Raw genomic sequence first — 14,882 nt, forward strand, 5'->3', positions numbered from 1 at the left:
GACGCTTTCGAGATGCTTCCGTGACATGCTCGGCCGGGTGCGGAGGAGGCGGCCGGTCATCCGTCGCCGCCGGCCCCCTTGGAAGGGCGAGCGCTTCCGCGCAGTCTCCGCCCATGTCCATCACCTTCCCCGCCGCCGATCCCTTCCCCTGGCCCGAGGCCGCGCCCGCCGCGGCGGGCTTCGACCCCGCGCGCCTGGCCGACGCCGTGGCCTTCGCCGCCGCGCATGAAACGCCCTGGCCGCGCGACCTCGCCGGCCATATCGGCCGCGGCGGGTTCGAGCCGCCGCCGGACAACGAGGTGCTCGGGCCCCTCTGGCCGCGCGGCGGGCCCTGTGGCCTCGTCACCCGCCACGGCGTGCTCGTCGCCCGCTGGGGCGAAACGCGGGAGGTGAGCCAGACCTTCTCGGTCGCGAAATCCTACCTTTCGATGCTCGCCGGCATCGCGGTCGCGGACGGGCTGATCCCCGACATCGACCGCCCGGTGCGGGAGACGGTGGACGATGGCGGCTTCGACGGGCCGCAGAACGCCCCCGTCACCTGGCGGCACCTGCTGACCAACACCTCCGAATGGGAGGGCGAGCTGTTCGGCAAGGCGGACACGATCGACCGCGGCCGTAACCTCGGCGTGGAAGGGCAGGGCAGGAAGGGCAGCCGCGCGCTCGCCGCCCCGGGCACGCATTGGGAATACAACGACGTGCGGGTGAACCGGCTCTCGCTCGCGCTGCTGCGGCGCTTCCAGCGCCCGCTGCCGGAGGTCTTCGCCGAGCGCGTGCTCGCCCCCATCGGTGCCTCCCGCGACTGGCGCTGGGACGGCTACCGCACGTCCTGGGTGACGCTGGCGGATGGGCGGCGCGTCCAGTCCGTCCCCGGCGGCACGCATTGGGGCGGCGGCATGTCGATCCATGCCGAGGACCAGGCGCGCGTCGGGCTGCTCGCGCTCGCGCGCGGGGCCTGGGCGGGCACGCGGCTGATCCCTCAGGAATGGTTCGCGCTGTCCACGCAACCCTGCCCGCTGAACGCGCAATACGGCTTCCTCTGGTGGCTGAACGCGGACGGCACGCGCTTCCCCTCCGCGGCGCGGGACGCCTTCTTCGCGTCGGGCGCGGGCGGCAACCTCACCTGGGTGGATCCGTCCTCCGGCATCGTCGCGGTGCTGCGCTGGACCGACCCGGCGGCGATGGACGGCTTCGTCGGGCGCGTGCGCGCGGCGCTGGGGGGCTGACGGCGATGCAGATCGGGATCGTCGGCCTCGGCCGCATGGGCGCGAACATCGCGCGCCGCCTGATGCGCGCGGGCCATCGCTGCGTCGTGTGGGACCGCGACCCTGCCGCGGTCGCCGCCGTGGTGGCGGATGGCGCGACCGGCGCGGCTGACATGGCGGCGCTGGTCGGCACGCTGGCCGCGCCGCGCGCCGTCTGGGTCATGCTGCCGCATGGCGAGCCCACCGAGCAGGCGATCGCCGCACTCGGCGACCTGCTGTCGCCCGGCGACGTCGCGATCGATGGCGGCAACACGCAGTGGAAGGACGATGTGCGCCGCGCCGCCGCGCTCGGCGCGCGGGGCATCGACTATCTCGACATCGGCACCTCGGGCGGCGTCTGGGGGCTCGAGCGCGGCTACTGCCTGATGATCGGCGGCAAGCCCGAACCCGTCGCGCGGCTTGCGCCGATCTTCGACGCGCTGGCGCCGGGGCGGGGCGAGATTCCCGCCACGCCGCGCCGCGAAGGCCGCGCGCCGAATGTCGAGCAGGGCTGGCTGCATTGCGGCGGCCATGGCGCCGGGCACCTGGTCAAGATGGTCCATAACGGCATCGAGTACGGGATGATGCAGGCGCTGGCCGAAGGGCTCGACCTGCTGCGCGCGGCCGACAGCCCGGACCTGCCGGAAGACCATCGCATCACGGTGGATGTCGCCGATGTCGCGGAGGTCTGGCGGCGCGGCTCGGTCATCACGTCCTGGCTGCTCGACCTGACGGCGACGGCGCTGGCCCAGGATCCGGCGCTCGAGAAATACGCCGGCCGCGTCGGCGATTCCGGCGAGGGGCGCTGGACGGTGCAGCAGGCGGTGGAAACGGGCGTGGCCGCCCCGGTGCTGACCGCGGCGCTGTTCGCCCGCTTCGCCACGCGCGACGACGCACGCTTCGGCGCGCGCGCGCTGTCGGCCATGCGCGCGGGCTTCGGCGGGCATCTGGAGCCGAAGAAGGGATGATCGCGGCCATCGTGCTGATGGGCGTGTCGGGCAGCGGCAAGTCCACCGTCGGCGCGCTGCTCGCGGCACGGCTCGGCTGGCCCTTCGAGGATGGCGACGCCTTCCACCCGCCCGAGAATGTGGAGAAGATGCGCGCCGGCACGCCGCTGATGGACGAGGATCGCTGGCCCTGGCTCGCCGCCCTCGCCGCGCGCATCGACACCGCGCGCAAGGGCGGGACGGGCGTGGTGCTCGCCTGTTCCGCGCTGAAGCGCGCCTATCGCGACCGGCTGCGCGACGGGCAGGGCGATGTGCGCTTCCTGCACCTGACGGGCGATCCGTCGCTGATCATGGCGCGGCAGGCGGCGCGGCAGGGCCACTACATGCCGGCGAGCCTGATCGCGAGCCAGTTCGCCGCGCTCGAGCTTCCCGAGACGGAAGCGGATGTGATCGACCTCGATGTCGATCCGCCGCCGGAGGAGATCGCGGCGAAAGGCTTCGCGGCGCTGCGCCGGCGCGGCGACGTCGCGTGACGCGCCGCGTCGCCGTGGTCGGCGCCGGCGTCGCCGGCCTGGCCGTCGCGACGCTGCTCGCCCGCGCGGGGCATCGGGTCGCGCTGCATGAACGCTTCGCCGAACCGGCGCCGGTCGGCTCGGGCCTGATGCTGCAGCCGACGGGGCTCGCGGCGCTGGCGCGGCTCGGCCTGCTGGAGGAGATCGCGGCCCTCGGCGCGCCCATCACCCGGCTGCACGGCACGACCGACCGCGGTGCGACGGTGTTCGACCTCGGCTATGGCGACCTCGCGCCGGGTCTGCATGCGCTCGCGGTGCATCGCGCCGCGCTTCATGGCGTGCTGTGGCGCGCCTTCGCGGCATCCGGCGCGCGGATCGCGACCGGCAGCGCGGTGGCCCGTACGCGGGAGACGCCGACGGGGATCGAGCTGCTCGCCACGGACGGCGCCGTGCTGGCGGAAGCCGAGCTCGCCATCGACGCGACGGGCGCGCGGTCCGCGCTGCGCGCGCAGGTGGATGCGACGCCGCCGCGCGCCTTCGCCTATGGCGCGGTCTGGGCGAGCGTGCCCGATCCGGGCCTCGCGCCGGGGATGCTGCTGCAGCGCTACGTCGCGGCTCGGGTGATGCTGGGCTGGCTGCCGGTCGGGCGCGCCACGCCGGGCGGGCCGCCGCTCGCCGCGCTGTTCTGGTCGCTCAAGCCCGGCGAGCACGCCGCCTGGGCGGCGCGGTTCGACGAATGGCGGGCGGACGCCTCGGCGCTGTGGCCACCCATTTCCCCGGTGCTGGCCGCGCTGCCGGGGCCTGGGGCCTTCACGCCGGCCGCCTACATCCAGTTCACGAGCAAGCGGCCCTGGCGCGGGCGGCTGGTGCTGCTGGGCGATGCGGCGCATGCGACGTCGCCGCAACTCGGGCAGGGGGCGAACAGCGCGCTGCTCGACGCGCTCGCGCTGGCGGATGCGCTGGCGGCGGAGCCGGCGCATGAGGCCGCCTTCGCCCGCTACGCCGCGGCGCGGCGGGCGCATGTGCGCTTCTACCAGCGCGCCAGCGCGCTGATGACGCCCTTCTTCCAGTCGGATTCGGCCGCGCTTGCCTGGGTGCGGGACGCGACCTTCGACCGGCTGCGCATCGTCCCCTGGCTGCGGCGGGAGATGGTGCGCACGCTGGCTGGGCTGAAGACGGGCGTGCTGACACACGCCACGCCGGAACGGCTCGCCAGCGGGGCGTAGCCTATCATGCCAACCGCACCAAGTTCCGACCTGCGCCCGCCGAAGGCGGGCGAGGCCGCGAATGCGGCCCGCCGCGAGTGCGGCGAGCCAAGCGAAGCGCCGGCGTTTGAGGGCACGAAGGTGGAACCTTCGTGCGGCTGGAATCAGCGCTCCAGCGCCTGGTACACCAGCATGTTCACCAGCCGCCGGTAGCGCAGCCGCATCTCGCCCGGCGCGTGCGCCATCAGCACCACCGCGAGCCGTTCCGCCGGGTCGACCCAGAAATAGGTGCCGAAGACGCCCGACCAGCCGAAGGCGCCGGGCGCGCCCATGAATGCCGACCCGCCCGCGTTGCGGCGCACCGCGACCGTCACGCCGAAGCCGTAGCCCGTCAGTCCCGGATCCATCCGGTCCGGCCCGCCCGCGATCCCCTGCAGGTGGTCGGATGCCATCCAGCGCACCGTGGCGGGCGAGAGCACCCGCGCACCGCCGAAGGACCCGCCCGCGCGCAGCATCTCGGCGAAGCGGATATAGTCGGATGCGGTCGAGACCAGCCCCGCCCCGCCCACTTCCAGCTTCGGCGGCGCGAGCGGCGCCGCGACGGATTGCGCCGCGCCGGTGATGGGGCAGGTGGGCAGCGGCTTCGCGAAGCGCCCGGCCTTCTCCGCCGGCAGCACGTAGCCGGTCTCGGCCATGCCGAGCGGGTCGAAGATGCGGCTTCGCATCAGCGTGCCCAGCGAGGCCCCGCCCGCCGCGCCGGCGACGAGGCCCAGCACGTCGGTGGAGAACCCGTATTCCCACTGCTCGCCGGGATGGTGGCGCAGCGGCGTCGCGGCGAGTGCGCGCGCCAGGCTGTCCGCGTCATGGTCCCGCGCGACGGTGATGGAGGTGCCGGGATGGGCGGCATGCACCGCCGTGCCGCCGAAGCCGCCATAGACGAAGCCGGTGGTGTGGCGCGCGGCGTCCTGCACCGTCATGCGCCGGCGCTGCGGCTCGACCTCGATCGGGCCGGCGCCGGACAGCATCGCCTCGGTCGGCCGCGCGACCTGCACCTCCATCAGCGGCGGCACATAGGCGCCGACCGGATCGGACAGCAGCAGCCGCCCTTCCTCCACCAGGCTCATCGCGACCGCGCCGCAGACCGGCTTGGTCATGGACGCGATGGAGAACATCGCATCCGCGCGCATCGGCGTGCGCGCGACCGGGTCGAGGAAGCCGGCGGCTTCCAGGTGCACCAGCCGCCCGTCGCGCGCGACCGCCACCACCGCGCCGGGCAGGCGGCCTTCCGCCACCTCCCGCTCGAAGGCCGGGCGGATGCGCGCGAGGCGCGCGGAGGACATGCCCACCGTCTCCGGCCGCGCAGGCGTCAGGGGCGGGGTGTCGGTCTCGATCACGGGGCTCATGCGGCGCCGTCTCCGCAATAGGGGTTGGAGCGCCGCTCGGCGCCGAAGGTCGATCCCGGCCCATGGCCGCAGACGAAGCGCATCCCGTCGCCGAGCGGGAACAGCTTGCCGCGGATCGAGGAGATCAGCGCGTCGTGGTCGCCATAGGGGAAGTCCGTGCGCCCGACGGATCCGCGGAAGATCACGTCGCCCACCAGCGCGACCTCCAGCGCCGTGGAGACGAACACGACATGCCCCGGCGTATGGCCCGGGCAGTGCAGCACGGCGAAGTCCTGGCCGGCGATCTCCACGCTCTCCCCTTCCTCGAGCCAGCGGTCGGGGGTGACGGCGCGGCAGGCCATGCCGTAGCGCGCGCCCTGCTCGGGCAGGCCATCGAGCAGGAAGGCGTCGGCGCGGTGCGGGCCTTCGATCGGCACGCCCAGGGATTCCGCCAGTTCGGCCGCCGCGCCCGCATGGTCGAGATGGCCGTGGGTGAGCAGGATGCGCTTCACCGCGACGCCGGCCTGGGCGATGGCCTCGAGGATCTGCGGCGCGTCGCCGCCCGGGTCGACGACCACGCCTTCCTTCGTCGCATCGTCCCAGATCAGCGCGCAGTTCTGCTGGAAGGGAGTGACCGGGATGATGGCGGCGGCGATCGTCATGCGGACCGTCGGGGCGTTGCGCGGCAGGATGCTATAGCCCGCCGGCCGCGTCCTGGCGCCACCCGCTCAGCGGAAGCGCTCGGCGGAGCGCAGTTCGGTGAGCGCGCTGTTGATCAGGTTGATCGCGCGCTGCTTGTGCCCGCCGAAGGTCTCCGGCGCGCGGTTCAGGTCGGCGAGCGCCTCGCGCAGGTTGCGCTGCGCGGAATCGATGTTGGGATGCACGCCGCGCTGCTGCGCGGCGGCCTCCCCGCCGAGGAAGCCGAGCCCCGCGGCCGCGGCCAGGGCGAAGGCAAGAAGGGCGAGGCGGCGTCGGATCATCGGTGCTGCTCCATGAATGCATTCCCCGGCCGGACCGATGCTACCCCGGCGCGCATCTGCGGCAAGCCGGCACCATCGCTGGAACGTGAGGCGCGGAACCCAACCATTCCGCGATAAACCCGCCTTCCTCCTGTCGCGGTATGCGATGACCACCTACGCCTTCGCCGATGTCGCCGGCGGCAGCCTGGCCTTCGTCCCGGCCCAGGACCTGCTGGTCTTCGGCCCCGACCGCGCCGCCGCGACGCTGCGCTTCACCGCGAGCGGGGCCGACCTCGTCCTCGCCTCGGGGACGGAGACCCTGCGCCTGACCGGCATCGGGCTCGGCGCGCCGGGGCTCACCGGGGCCAACCTGCTGTTCCAGGACGGCAGCGTGCTGATCCTCGACGGCACGGGCATCAGCCTGCGCAACGGGACGGCGGCGGATGACTGGATCGCGGCCGACCGCGGCGGGTCGGACACCGTGGTGGCCGCCGCGGGCGACGACCGGATCACCGCCGGCGCGGCGCTGGATGTGGGGGACAGCCTCGATGGCGGGGCCGGGGAGGCGGACACGCTTGCCCTGTCCGGCACCGTCGCCATCACGCTGGCGGGCGGGATGGTCGCCGGCTTCGAGCGCATCGAGACCGGCGCGGGCGACATCGCGCTGACCATCCTCGACCCCGTCGTCGCCTCCGCCACGCCCGGGGCGGGGGCGCTGTTCACCGTGGACGCGACGTCGCAGGCGGCGGGCTCGCGCCTGGTCGTCGATGCGCGCGCGGTCGCCGCGGCGGGCCTCGCGCTGCTCGGCGGCGGGGGCGACGATTCGCTGGCCGGCGGCGCGGTGGGCGACAGCCTCGCGGGCGGGGCGGGCGACGACACGCTGGTGGGCGGCCTCGCCGCCGACACGCTGGAAGGCGGCGCCGGGGCCGACCTGCTGGAAGGAGGCGGCGGGGACGACCTGTTCCGCTTCGACCGGCGCGACGCGCCGCAGAGCGAGCCCGCCCGGCCCGACCGCATCGCGGATTTCGCCGGCGCCGGCCGCGCGGGTGGCGACCGCATCCAACTGCCTGGGTCGGTGGCACTTGGCCTCGGCCTCGCCTTCCACGTGCCGGAAGGCGACTTCGCCTTCGAGGGCTATGGCCAGTCCGGCGTGCAACTGCCCGCATCGCAGGTCGGCGACGGCTTCGCCGACGTGCTGTGGCGTCGCGTCGAAGGCTTGCCCTGGACCTTCGAGATCTGGGCGGACCTCGACGACAACGGCCTGTTCGGCCCGGCCGACCTGCTGATCCGCGTCACCATCGCGCCGCTCGACGGCGCGGCGGGCTTCGTCGCCGAGGATTTCGCCGTGGGCTTCGGCGGCCTGTTCGGCGGCGCGGGCAACGACGTGCTGGCCGGCCTCGGCGGCACCGACGACGCCATGTGGGGCGAAGGCGGCAACGACAGCCTTGCCGGCGGCGACGGCGTGGACCGGCTGCTGGGCGGGCTCGGCGACGACACGCTGGCGGGCGGGGACCTCGCGGACGAATTGCTCGGCGGTCCGGGCTCCGACCGGCTGGAGGGCGGGGACGGGCTCGACACGCTCTACGCCGCCGACCCCTTCACGCCCGAGACCGAGGACCCGGCCGACCGCAACACACTGGCCGGCGGCGCGGGGCGGGACGCGCTGTTCGGCGGCGCCGGGCTCGACACGCTGGATGGCGGAACCGAGGACGACCTGCTCTGGGGCGATGGCGGCGCCGACAGCCTGGCGGGCGGGGAGGGCGCGGACCAGCTCTTCGGCCGCGAGGGCGACGACGTCATGGCCGGCGGGGATGAGGCGGACACGCTCGCCGGCGGGCCCGGCGCGGACACCATCGCCGGCGGCGCGGGCGCGGACCGCTTCGTCATCGACCTCTCGACCGCTGGGCTGGACGAGGCGACGGGCGCCGCGCCCGACTGGGTGCTCGATCTCGACGCCGCGGGCGGCGACGTGATCTCCCTGAACCTCGCGGACGGGCTGGTGGCCGCGCCCGGAGGGCCGGCGCCGCTGGTCTGGCGCGGGGCGATGGCGCCGCGGGACGCCTCGGCCGGGGTGCCGCTCGGCATCGCCCTGGCGGGGGAAGGGATCGGGCCGGGCTTCGTGCAGTCCTTCTTCCTGCCCGCGACGCTGGGCGGGGCGCCGGCCGGCGGCTGGTTCATCGTCGATCTCGACCAGGACCTGGTGCTCGGCGCCGACGACGCGGTGGTCTGGCTGCGGCCGCCGGGTGGCGGGGCGCTCGCGCTCGATCCCGCTTCCTTCGCGCCGGGCACCTTCCGCGTGCTGGTGGGCGGGGCGGGGGCGGACAGCCTGCTCGCCGCCGCGGGCGGGCAGGAAGCCTTCGGCCTGGGTGGGGCCGACACGCTGGCGGGGCAGGGCGGCATCGACCGGCTGCTCGGCGGCGCGGGGGATGACAGCCTGTCGGGCGGCGGGTCGGCCGACCAGCTCTGGGGCGGCGCGGGCGCGGACCGGATGGAGGGCGGGGAGGGCGCGGACGAGCTCTTCGCCGAGGGCCCGGGGATCGAGGAGGTGGACGGCTTCTTCGGCCGCAACACGCTCGCCGGGGGCGGCGGCAACGACAGCCTCTGGGGCGCGGATGGACGGGATTCGCTGGCGGGCGGGGCGGGGCTCGACCGGCTGCATGGCGGCGTCGGCGCCGACACGCTGCTGGGCGGGGAGGATGCCGACACGCTCCAGGGCTTCGACGGGGCGGATTCCGTCGATGGCGGCGCCGGCCCGGATTCCGTCGATGCCGGGGCGGGGGAGGACACGGTCGCCTACGACGCCGCGGACCTCGTCATCGATGGCGGCGACGAGCTCGACCTGCTGCGGCTGTTCGCCCCCGCGACCGTCACGCTCGACAGCGTGGTGGACCAGGTGGCGGGCGGCGGCCTCGCGACCGGCTTCGAAGGGGTGGATGCCGGCGCGCTCACGGCCGCCATCGCCATCGCCGGCGGGACGGGCCGCAACCGGCTGATCGGCGGCGGCGGTGCCGACCAGCTGGAGGGCCGCGCCGGCAACGACACGCTGGAGGGCGGGTCCGGCGCCGACACGCTGTCGGGCGATGAGAATGACGACCTGCTGCTGCCCGGGGAGGGGCCCGACCGCGCGGAGGGCGGGGCGGGGCGCGACACCCTGTCCTACGCGGATGCGGCGCGCGGCGTGACGGTCGCGCTCGGCGCCGGCAGCGCGGGCGGCGGCGCGGCGGGGGACACGATCCTGGGGATCGAGGCCGTGATCGGCTCGAACCTCGCCGACAGCCTATGGGGCAGCACGGGGGCGGATGCGTTGTCGGGCGGGGCGGGCTTCGACACGCTGTCGGGCTTCGGCGACGCCGACACGCTCAATGGCGGCACGGGGTTCAACAACCTGCGCGGCGGGGCGGGCGACGACAGCCTGTTCGGCGGCGCCAACGCCGACACGCTGGAAGGCGGGGACGGCAACGACCGGATGGTCGCCAATGGCGGCGCCGACTTCCTGTTCGGCCTGACCGGCAACGACGCCTATGAGATCGGCCTGTCCAACCAGGTGGTGTTCGAGCCGACGGGCGGCGGGACGGACACGGTCTTCGCCACCTCCTCCTGGTACCTGCGGCCGAACATCGAATGGTTCGTCCTGCGCGCGGGCGCGGGGGACCGCTTCGCCGTCGGCACGGCGGGGGCCGAGCGCATCCTGGGCAATGAGGGCAGGAACCTGCTGATCGGCGGGGAGGGCGCGGACACGGTGCAGGGCGGCGGCGGGGCGGACCGCCTCCAGGGCAATGGCGGCATCGACCTGCTGCTGGGGGAAGGCGGCAACGACACGGTCTTCGCCGGCGACGGGGCGGATTCGGTCGCCGGCGGCGCGGGGGCGGACGACCTCAACGGCGATGCGGGCGCGGACACGATGACCGGCGGCGGGGAGGACACGCTGCGCGACATCCTCCGCGGCGGCGCGGGGGAGGATTGGCTGGATGGCGGCCCGGGCGGGGACCTGCTCTACGGCAACCTCGGCAACGACACCGCGATCGCCTCGGACCCCGGCGACCTCTTCGTCGAACTCGCGGGCCAGGGCGTGGACGCGCTGCTCGCCCGCGGAAGCGGGACCTTCACCCTGGCCGACCATGTCGAGCACCTGGTGCTGGAGGGCGCCGGGGCGGGCATCGGCAACGCCCTGTCCAACCGCATCGCCGGCGGGGCGGGGGCGGAGACCATGTTCGGGCGGGACGGGGCGGACACGCTGGAAGGCGCCGGCGGGGCGGACATCCTGTTCGGGGAGGCCGGGCGCGACGCCTTCCTGCTCGCGCCCGGTGCCGGGCTCGACGCCATCGGCGACTTCGCCCCGGGGACCGACCGGCTGCTGCTGCGCGGCCTCGGCTTCGCGGATTTCGCCGCCGTGCTGGCCGCGACGCGGCAGACCGCGAGCGGCGCGGTCATCGACCTCGCCCCGGGGGATTCCGTGCTGCTGGCCGGCGTGCCCCCCACCGCCCTGGCGGCGACGGACATCGTCTTCCTGCCGTGACCTTTCGACCCCATCTGGCGAAACTGGATGGCTACAGCACCATCCGATCACACTGAATCAGTGTGATCGGATTTCGTGCTGTAGAATAAATGGCTTCTAGAGCAAGAAATCCGATCAGCCGTTTCCGGCTGATCGGATATTGCTCTCGCGATGAAAGGACCGGCGCGATGAGCGGAACCCATGAGAGCGCGGTGCTGGGCGGCGGCTGCTTCTGGTGCCTGGAGGCGGCGTTCAAGGAATTGCGCGGCGTCGTCTCGGTCACCTCGGGCTATGCCGGCGGGCATGTGGACAACCCGAGCTACGAGGAGGTCTGCGGCAAGAAGACCGGCCATGCCGAGGTCGTGCGCGTCGTCTTCGACCCGGCGGAACTGTCCTTCGAGGACCTGCTTCGCGTCTTCTTCGTGATCCACGACCCGACCACGAAGGACCGGCAGGGCAACGATGTCGGGCCGCAATACCGATCCATCATCGTGGCCGAGAACGAGGCCCAGATGGCGGCCGCGCGCGCGATGATGGCCGCTATCGAGGGCTCCGGCCTGTGGGACGGCGACCTAGTGACGGAATTGGTTCCCGCCGCGCGCTTCTGGCCGGCGGAGCCCGAGCACCATGACTACTTCGCCCGGAACCCCTGGTCGGGCTATTGCCGCGTGGTGGTGGCGCCGAAGGTGGCCAAGGTGCGCAAGGTCTTCGCCGACCGGCTGAAGCGCCCGGCGGCGTGAGGCGGGGCGCGCGAAGGCAGCGCCTTCGCGCCCTCGGTCGACCCCAGGCCCAGCCGTGGCGGGCGCCGATGGCGCCGGGTCGGGCCATGCAGGACAAGGAGCGAGACGATGCTGTTCAAGCGCGACCAGGCGGCCGAGGAGACCTTCCCGGTCACGAAGACCGAGGCGGAATGGCGTGCCGCCCTGTCGCCCGAGGCCTTCCGCGTGCTGCGCCAGCACGGCACGGAACGCCCGGGGACCTCGCCGCTCAACGCCGAGAAGCGGCCCGGCACCTTCGCCTGCGCCGGCTGCGGGGCCGCCCTGTTCGACGCCGCCGCGAAGTACGAGAGCGGCACGGGCTGGCCGTCCTTCTTCGCGCCGATCGAGGGCGCGGTCGCGACGCGCACCGACCGGTCCTTCTTCATGACGCGGACCGAGGTGCATTGCGCGGCCTGCGGCGGGCATCTGGGCCATGTCTTCCCGGACGGGCCGGCGCCGACCGGGCAGCGCTTCTGCATGAACGGGGTCTCCCTGGCCTTCACCCCCGCCGGGGATTGACCGGCATCAACAGGCCGGGCGCGGCGCGACTCCGTGCTTGCGTCAGGACCCGCCGCGGCGCAGTTTCCGCCGCGACGGAAGCCCCCTCCGCCGCCCCGAACCCCCTGTTGCATCCATGCGCCGATTGCTCGCCTGCCTGCTGCTTCCGATCCTCCTCGCGGCGCGGCCGGCGGCGGCGGACCTTGTCTATGTGCTGAACTCGACGGATCCGAGCATCTCGGTCCTCGATGCCTTCACGCGCCAGGAAGTCCGCCGCATCCCGGCGCTGCGGGAGGTGCACCACCTCGTCCTGAGCCCCGACGGGCGGGACCTGCTGATCGCGGATTCCGGGGCCAACGAGATCCTGTTCGTCGACCCCGCCACCGGCGACGTGCGCCGGCGGGAACGCGTGTCGAACCCCTACCACCTGGATTTCTCGCCGGACGGCCGGCACCTCGTGGTCGCCAGCCTGCGGCGCAACCAGGTCGACATCTACGAAGCCCGGACGCTGGCGCTGCTCGGGCGCCTGCGGATGCCGGACAAGCCCTCCCACATCGCCTTCCGCCCGGATGGCGGCATCGCCTACGTGACGCTGCAGGGCAGCGGGACCGTCGCGGCGATCAGCCTCGAGACGCGCGAGGCGCTGTGGGAAGTGCCGGTCGGGCGGGAGCCCGCGGGCATCATCTGGCATCGCGGCCGGCTGATCGTCGGCATCATGGGCACCGAGAACTTCATCGTGCTGAACCCCGAGACGCGGGAGATCGAGCGCGAGATCCCGGTCGGGCGCGGCGCGCACACCATCTTCCCCGCGCCGGACGGCCGCACCCTGTGGGCCACCAGCCGTGTGCAGAGCCGGATCGCGGAAATCGACCCGACGACGCTCGAGGTCCGGCGCATCCATGACGTCCCCGGCGGGCCGGACTGCATCGCCTTCGACCCGGATGGGCGCGTCTGGGCGACGCTGCGCTGGGCGCGGCGCGTCGCGCGGCTCGACCCGCGCACCGGCGTGGTGGAAACCATCCCCGTCGGGCGCAGCCCGCACGGCATCTTCGTCCATCCCCGCCGTGCGGAATAGGCGCGGGGCGCTCCTCGCGCTGGCGTTCGGCCTGCTGGCCGCCCCCGCGGCGGCGCAGGTCGCGCCGGCCTGCCCGTCCGGCACGCTCTACCTGACGATCGACACGGGCTGGGGGCGGGAGGCGGAGCGCATCGCCGCCATCCTCAAGCGCCGCGACGTGCGGGCGACGCTGTTCGTGGCGCATGAACCCACGCATACGGGCGAGCGCAGCCTCGGCCCCGGCTGGGCCGCCTTCTGGCGCGCCCGCGCCGCCGAGGGCCATGTCTTCGCCAGCCACACCGACCGGCACTGGTATTTCCGCGGCGATGTCGCGCCGGGGCGCGTCCGCTACGTCTCCCGCACCGGGGAGGGGGAGGAGGTGCTGGACCAGGCCGGCATGTGCCGCGAACTCGCGGCCCCCGTCGCGCGGCTGCGGGAGGCGGTGCCCGACGCGGTCGTGCTGCCGCTGTGGCGCGCGCCGGGCGGCATCACCACGCCGGGGGCGATCCGGCTCGGCGAAGCCTGCGGGCTGCGCCACCAGGGCTGGACGGCCAACGGCTTCCTGGGCGACGAGCTGCCCTCCGACGCGCATCCGAACCGCGACCTGGCGGCGCGCACCCTGCGCAACGTGCGGGACGGGGAGGTGCTGGTGATGCATTGGGGCATCCGCAGCCGCCGCGAACCCTATGCCGAGGTGCTGGAGGACGTGATCGTCCGCCTGCAGGCGCGCGGCTTCTGCTTCGCCACCTTGCCGCCCGAGGGGCGCCGATAGATTTTCACCCCATGACCGACCTGATCACCCGCCCGCTGGACGCGCTGACCGGCTGGATCTTCGAGCATTTCCTGCAGCCCGCCATGTACGCGGCGGGGCTGATGGACTGGGCCGAGGACGCCATCGAATGGCTGGAATTCGGCCTGTTCGGCCTGTTCTCCATCGCCATCGTCTGGCTGGTGTGCCGCCCGCTGGAAGCCTGGCGGCCGGTCGAGCCCGTGACCGACCGCGGCGCGATCCGCACCGACATCGTCTACACGCTGCTCACGCGGTTGGGGCTGCTGCCGCTGGTCGCCTTCGTCTTCCTCGCCTCCCTGCAGGCCTGGTGGGAAGGCACGGTGGCCGACAGCGGCTTCGTGCCGCCGACGCTCGAGACGCTGTTCCCCGCGCTGCGGGAGATGCCGCTGCTGGCCTTCGCGATCTACGTCGTCATCCTCGATTTCGGGGAATACTGGCGGCACCGCTTCCAGCACATGTTCGGCTGGTGGTGGGCGCTGCATTCGATCCACCACGCGCAGCGCCAGATGACCTTCTGGACGGATGACCGGAACCACATCCTGGACGAGGTGATCGCGGCGCTCTGGTTCGGCGCGATCGCGCTGCTGATCGGCGTGCCGCCGGGACAGTTCCCGCTGCTGGTGCTGGTGATGCGGCTCGCCGAAAGCCTGAGCCACGCGAATGTGCGCCTGTCCTTCGGCCGGGTGGGCGAGAGGCTGTTCGTCTCGCCGCGGTTCCACCGGCTGCATCACGGCATCCTGTCGATCGCCGACCACGGCAAGAACTACGCCGTGCTGTTCCCGGTCTGGGACTGGATCTTCGGCACGGCGGATTTCCGCCGCGACGTCTATCCGCGCACCGGCGACCCCGAGGCGCCGGAGGCCCTGGCGACCGGCGGCTGGCTGCGCCAGCAACTGGTGGGGCTGCGCCGGATGGGCGCGGCGCTGACCGGCCGCGGGCAGGGCTGACGCCGGCCGCGCGAAGGGTCGACCTTCGCGGGATCAGGACCGGCGACCGCGCGTCGCGCGCGGCCGCCCCGCGCGCCATCCCCTGCGCGCGATG

General features: G+C 73.9%; 13 protein-coding genes. 10 read left to right on the forward strand and 3 right to left on the reverse strand.

The genetic code is table 11. The features are described 5' to 3' along the window. Nucleotides 1-113 precede the first annotated feature (113 nt). From J5Y09_RS12555 to J5Y09_RS12570, 4 genes are read left to right on the forward strand one after another with little or no spacing between them, the layout of a single operon-like run. Nucleotides 114-1,223 carry a serine hydrolase domain-containing protein gene (locus tag J5Y09_RS12555; RefSeq protein WP_209352138.1) on the forward strand — a complete coding sequence of 370 codons (1,110 nt, stop codon included), beginning with the start codon at nt 114-116 and terminating at the stop codon, nt 1,221-1,223. 5 nt (nt 1,224-1,228) lie between these two features. Further along, a complete protein-coding gene (gene gnd / locus J5Y09_RS12560; protein ID WP_209352139.1) occupies nt 1,229-2,209 on the forward strand; it encodes a phosphogluconate dehydrogenase (NAD(+)-dependent, decarboxylating) in 981 nt (326 codons plus the stop codon). Continuing rightward, complete coding sequence (locus tag J5Y09_RS12565; protein ID WP_209352140.1) at nt 2,206-2,721, forward strand: gluconokinase; 516 nt, start codon at nt 2,206-2,208, stop codon at nt 2,719-2,721. Before gnd ends, J5Y09_RS12565 begins: the two co-directional genes overlap by 4 nt. Further along, a complete protein-coding gene (locus tag J5Y09_RS12570; protein ID WP_209352141.1) occupies nt 2,718-3,926 on the forward strand; it encodes an FAD-dependent oxidoreductase in 1,209 nt (402 codons plus the stop codon). Before J5Y09_RS12565 ends, J5Y09_RS12570 begins: the two co-directional genes overlap by 4 nt. A 143-nt stretch (nt 3,927-4,069) precedes the next feature. On the opposite strand, the gene J5Y09_RS12575 is transcribed toward J5Y09_RS12570, so the two are convergent. The 3 genes from J5Y09_RS12575 to J5Y09_RS12585 all read right to left on the reverse strand — a co-directional run bounded on the left by J5Y09_RS12575 (nt 4,070) and on the right by J5Y09_RS12585 (nt 6,267). After that, a complete protein-coding gene (locus J5Y09_RS12575) occupies nt 4,070-5,308 on the reverse strand; it encodes a serine hydrolase domain-containing protein (protein ID WP_209352142.1) in 1,239 nt (412 codons plus the stop codon). After that, a complete protein-coding gene (locus tag J5Y09_RS12580; protein ID WP_245217087.1) occupies nt 5,305-5,949 on the reverse strand; it encodes an MBL fold metallo-hydrolase in 645 nt (214 codons plus the stop codon). Before J5Y09_RS12580 ends, J5Y09_RS12575 begins: the two co-directional genes overlap by 4 nt. A 66-nt stretch (nt 5,950-6,015) precedes the next feature. Then, complete coding sequence (locus J5Y09_RS12585) at nt 6,016-6,267, reverse strand: hypothetical protein (RefSeq protein WP_209352143.1); 252 nt, start codon at nt 6,265-6,267, stop codon at nt 6,016-6,018. A gap of 145 nt (nt 6,268-6,412) precedes the next feature. Here J5Y09_RS12585 and J5Y09_RS12590 point away from each other — a divergent pair, with 145 nt between their 5' ends. The 6 genes from J5Y09_RS12590 to J5Y09_RS12615 all read left to right on the forward strand — a co-directional run bounded on the left by J5Y09_RS12590 (nt 6,413) and on the right by J5Y09_RS12615 (nt 14,788). Beyond that, a complete protein-coding gene (locus tag J5Y09_RS12590; protein ID WP_209352144.1) occupies nt 6,413-10,762 on the forward strand; it encodes a calcium-binding protein in 4,350 nt (1,449 codons plus the stop codon). A 167-nt stretch (nt 10,763-10,929) separates the two neighbouring features. Further along, the gene (gene msrA, locus J5Y09_RS12595) at nt 10,930-11,481 is read left to right on the forward strand and encodes a peptide-methionine (S)-S-oxide reductase MsrA (protein ID WP_209352145.1); all 552 of its coding nucleotides are present in this window, start codon (nt 10,930-10,932) and stop codon (nt 11,479-11,481) included. Between the two features lie 108 nt (nt 11,482-11,589). Then, nucleotides 11,590-12,018, forward strand: a complete 429-nt coding sequence (gene msrB, locus J5Y09_RS12600; RefSeq protein ID WP_209352146.1) for a peptide-methionine (R)-S-oxide reductase MsrB — start codon at nt 11,590-11,592, stop codon at nt 12,016-12,018. A gap of 115 nt (nt 12,019-12,133) precedes the next feature. Further along, nucleotides 12,134-13,072 (forward strand): Vgb family protein, encoded by a 939-nt coding sequence (locus J5Y09_RS12605; RefSeq protein WP_209352147.1) that lies wholly within the window; start codon nt 12,134-12,136, stop codon nt 13,070-13,072. Further along, on the forward strand, nt 13,062-13,823 hold the full coding sequence (locus J5Y09_RS12610; RefSeq protein WP_209352259.1) for a polysaccharide deacetylase family protein: 762 nt from the start codon (nt 13,062-13,064) through the stop codon (nt 13,821-13,823). The genes J5Y09_RS12605 and J5Y09_RS12610 overlap by 11 nt, the downstream gene beginning before the upstream one ends. A gap of 11 nt (nt 13,824-13,834) precedes the next feature. Continuing rightward, nucleotides 13,835-14,788, forward strand: coding sequence for a sterol desaturase family protein (locus tag J5Y09_RS12615; protein ID WP_209352148.1), 954 nt, complete (start codon nt 13,835-13,837; stop codon nt 14,786-14,788). Nucleotides 14,789-14,882: the final 94 nt, after the last annotated feature.

The sequence above is a fragment of the Roseomonas nitratireducens genome (assembly GCF_017813355.1).
In the GTDB taxonomy this organism is placed as follows: Bacteria; Pseudomonadota; Alphaproteobacteria; order Acetobacterales; family Acetobacteraceae; genus Neoroseomonas; species Neoroseomonas nitratireducens.

Excerpts from the sequence above, each read along its gene's own strand:
- J5Y09_RS12555 (WP_209352138.1), top strand. The coding sequence starts at position 114 with ATGTCCATCACCTTCCCCGCCGCCGATCCCTTCCCCTGGCCCGAGGCC.
- gnd (WP_209352139.1), top strand. The coding sequence starts at position 1,229 with ATGCAGATCGGGATCGTCGGCCTCGGCCGCATGGGCGCGAACATCGCG.
- J5Y09_RS12565 (WP_209352140.1), top strand. The coding sequence starts at position 2,206 with ATGATCGCGGCCATCGTGCTGATGGGCGTGTCGGGCAGCGGCAAGTCC.
- J5Y09_RS12575 (WP_209352142.1), bottom strand. The coding sequence starts at position 5,308 with ATGAGCCCCGTGATCGAGACCGACACCCCGCCCCTGACGCCTGCGCGG.
- J5Y09_RS12580 (WP_245217087.1), bottom strand. The coding sequence starts at position 5,949 with ATGACGATCGCCGCCGCCATCATCCCGGTCACTCCCTTCCAGCAGAAC.
- J5Y09_RS12585 (WP_209352143.1), bottom strand. The coding sequence starts at position 6,267 with ATGATCCGACGCCGCCTCGCCCTTCTTGCCTTCGCCCTGGCCGCGGCC.
- J5Y09_RS12590 (WP_209352144.1), top strand. The coding sequence starts at position 6,413 with ATGACCACCTACGCCTTCGCCGATGTCGCCGGCGGCAGCCTGGCCTTC.
- msrA (WP_209352145.1), top strand. The coding sequence starts at position 10,930 with ATGAGCGGAACCCATGAGAGCGCGGTGCTGGGCGGCGGCTGCTTCTGG.
- msrB (WP_209352146.1), top strand. The coding sequence starts at position 11,590 with ATGCTGTTCAAGCGCGACCAGGCGGCCGAGGAGACCTTCCCGGTCACG.
- J5Y09_RS12605 (WP_209352147.1), top strand. The coding sequence starts at position 12,134 with ATGCGCCGATTGCTCGCCTGCCTGCTGCTTCCGATCCTCCTCGCGGCG.
- J5Y09_RS12615 (WP_209352148.1), top strand. The coding sequence starts at position 13,835 with ATGACCGACCTGATCACCCGCCCGCTGGACGCGCTGACCGGCTGGATC.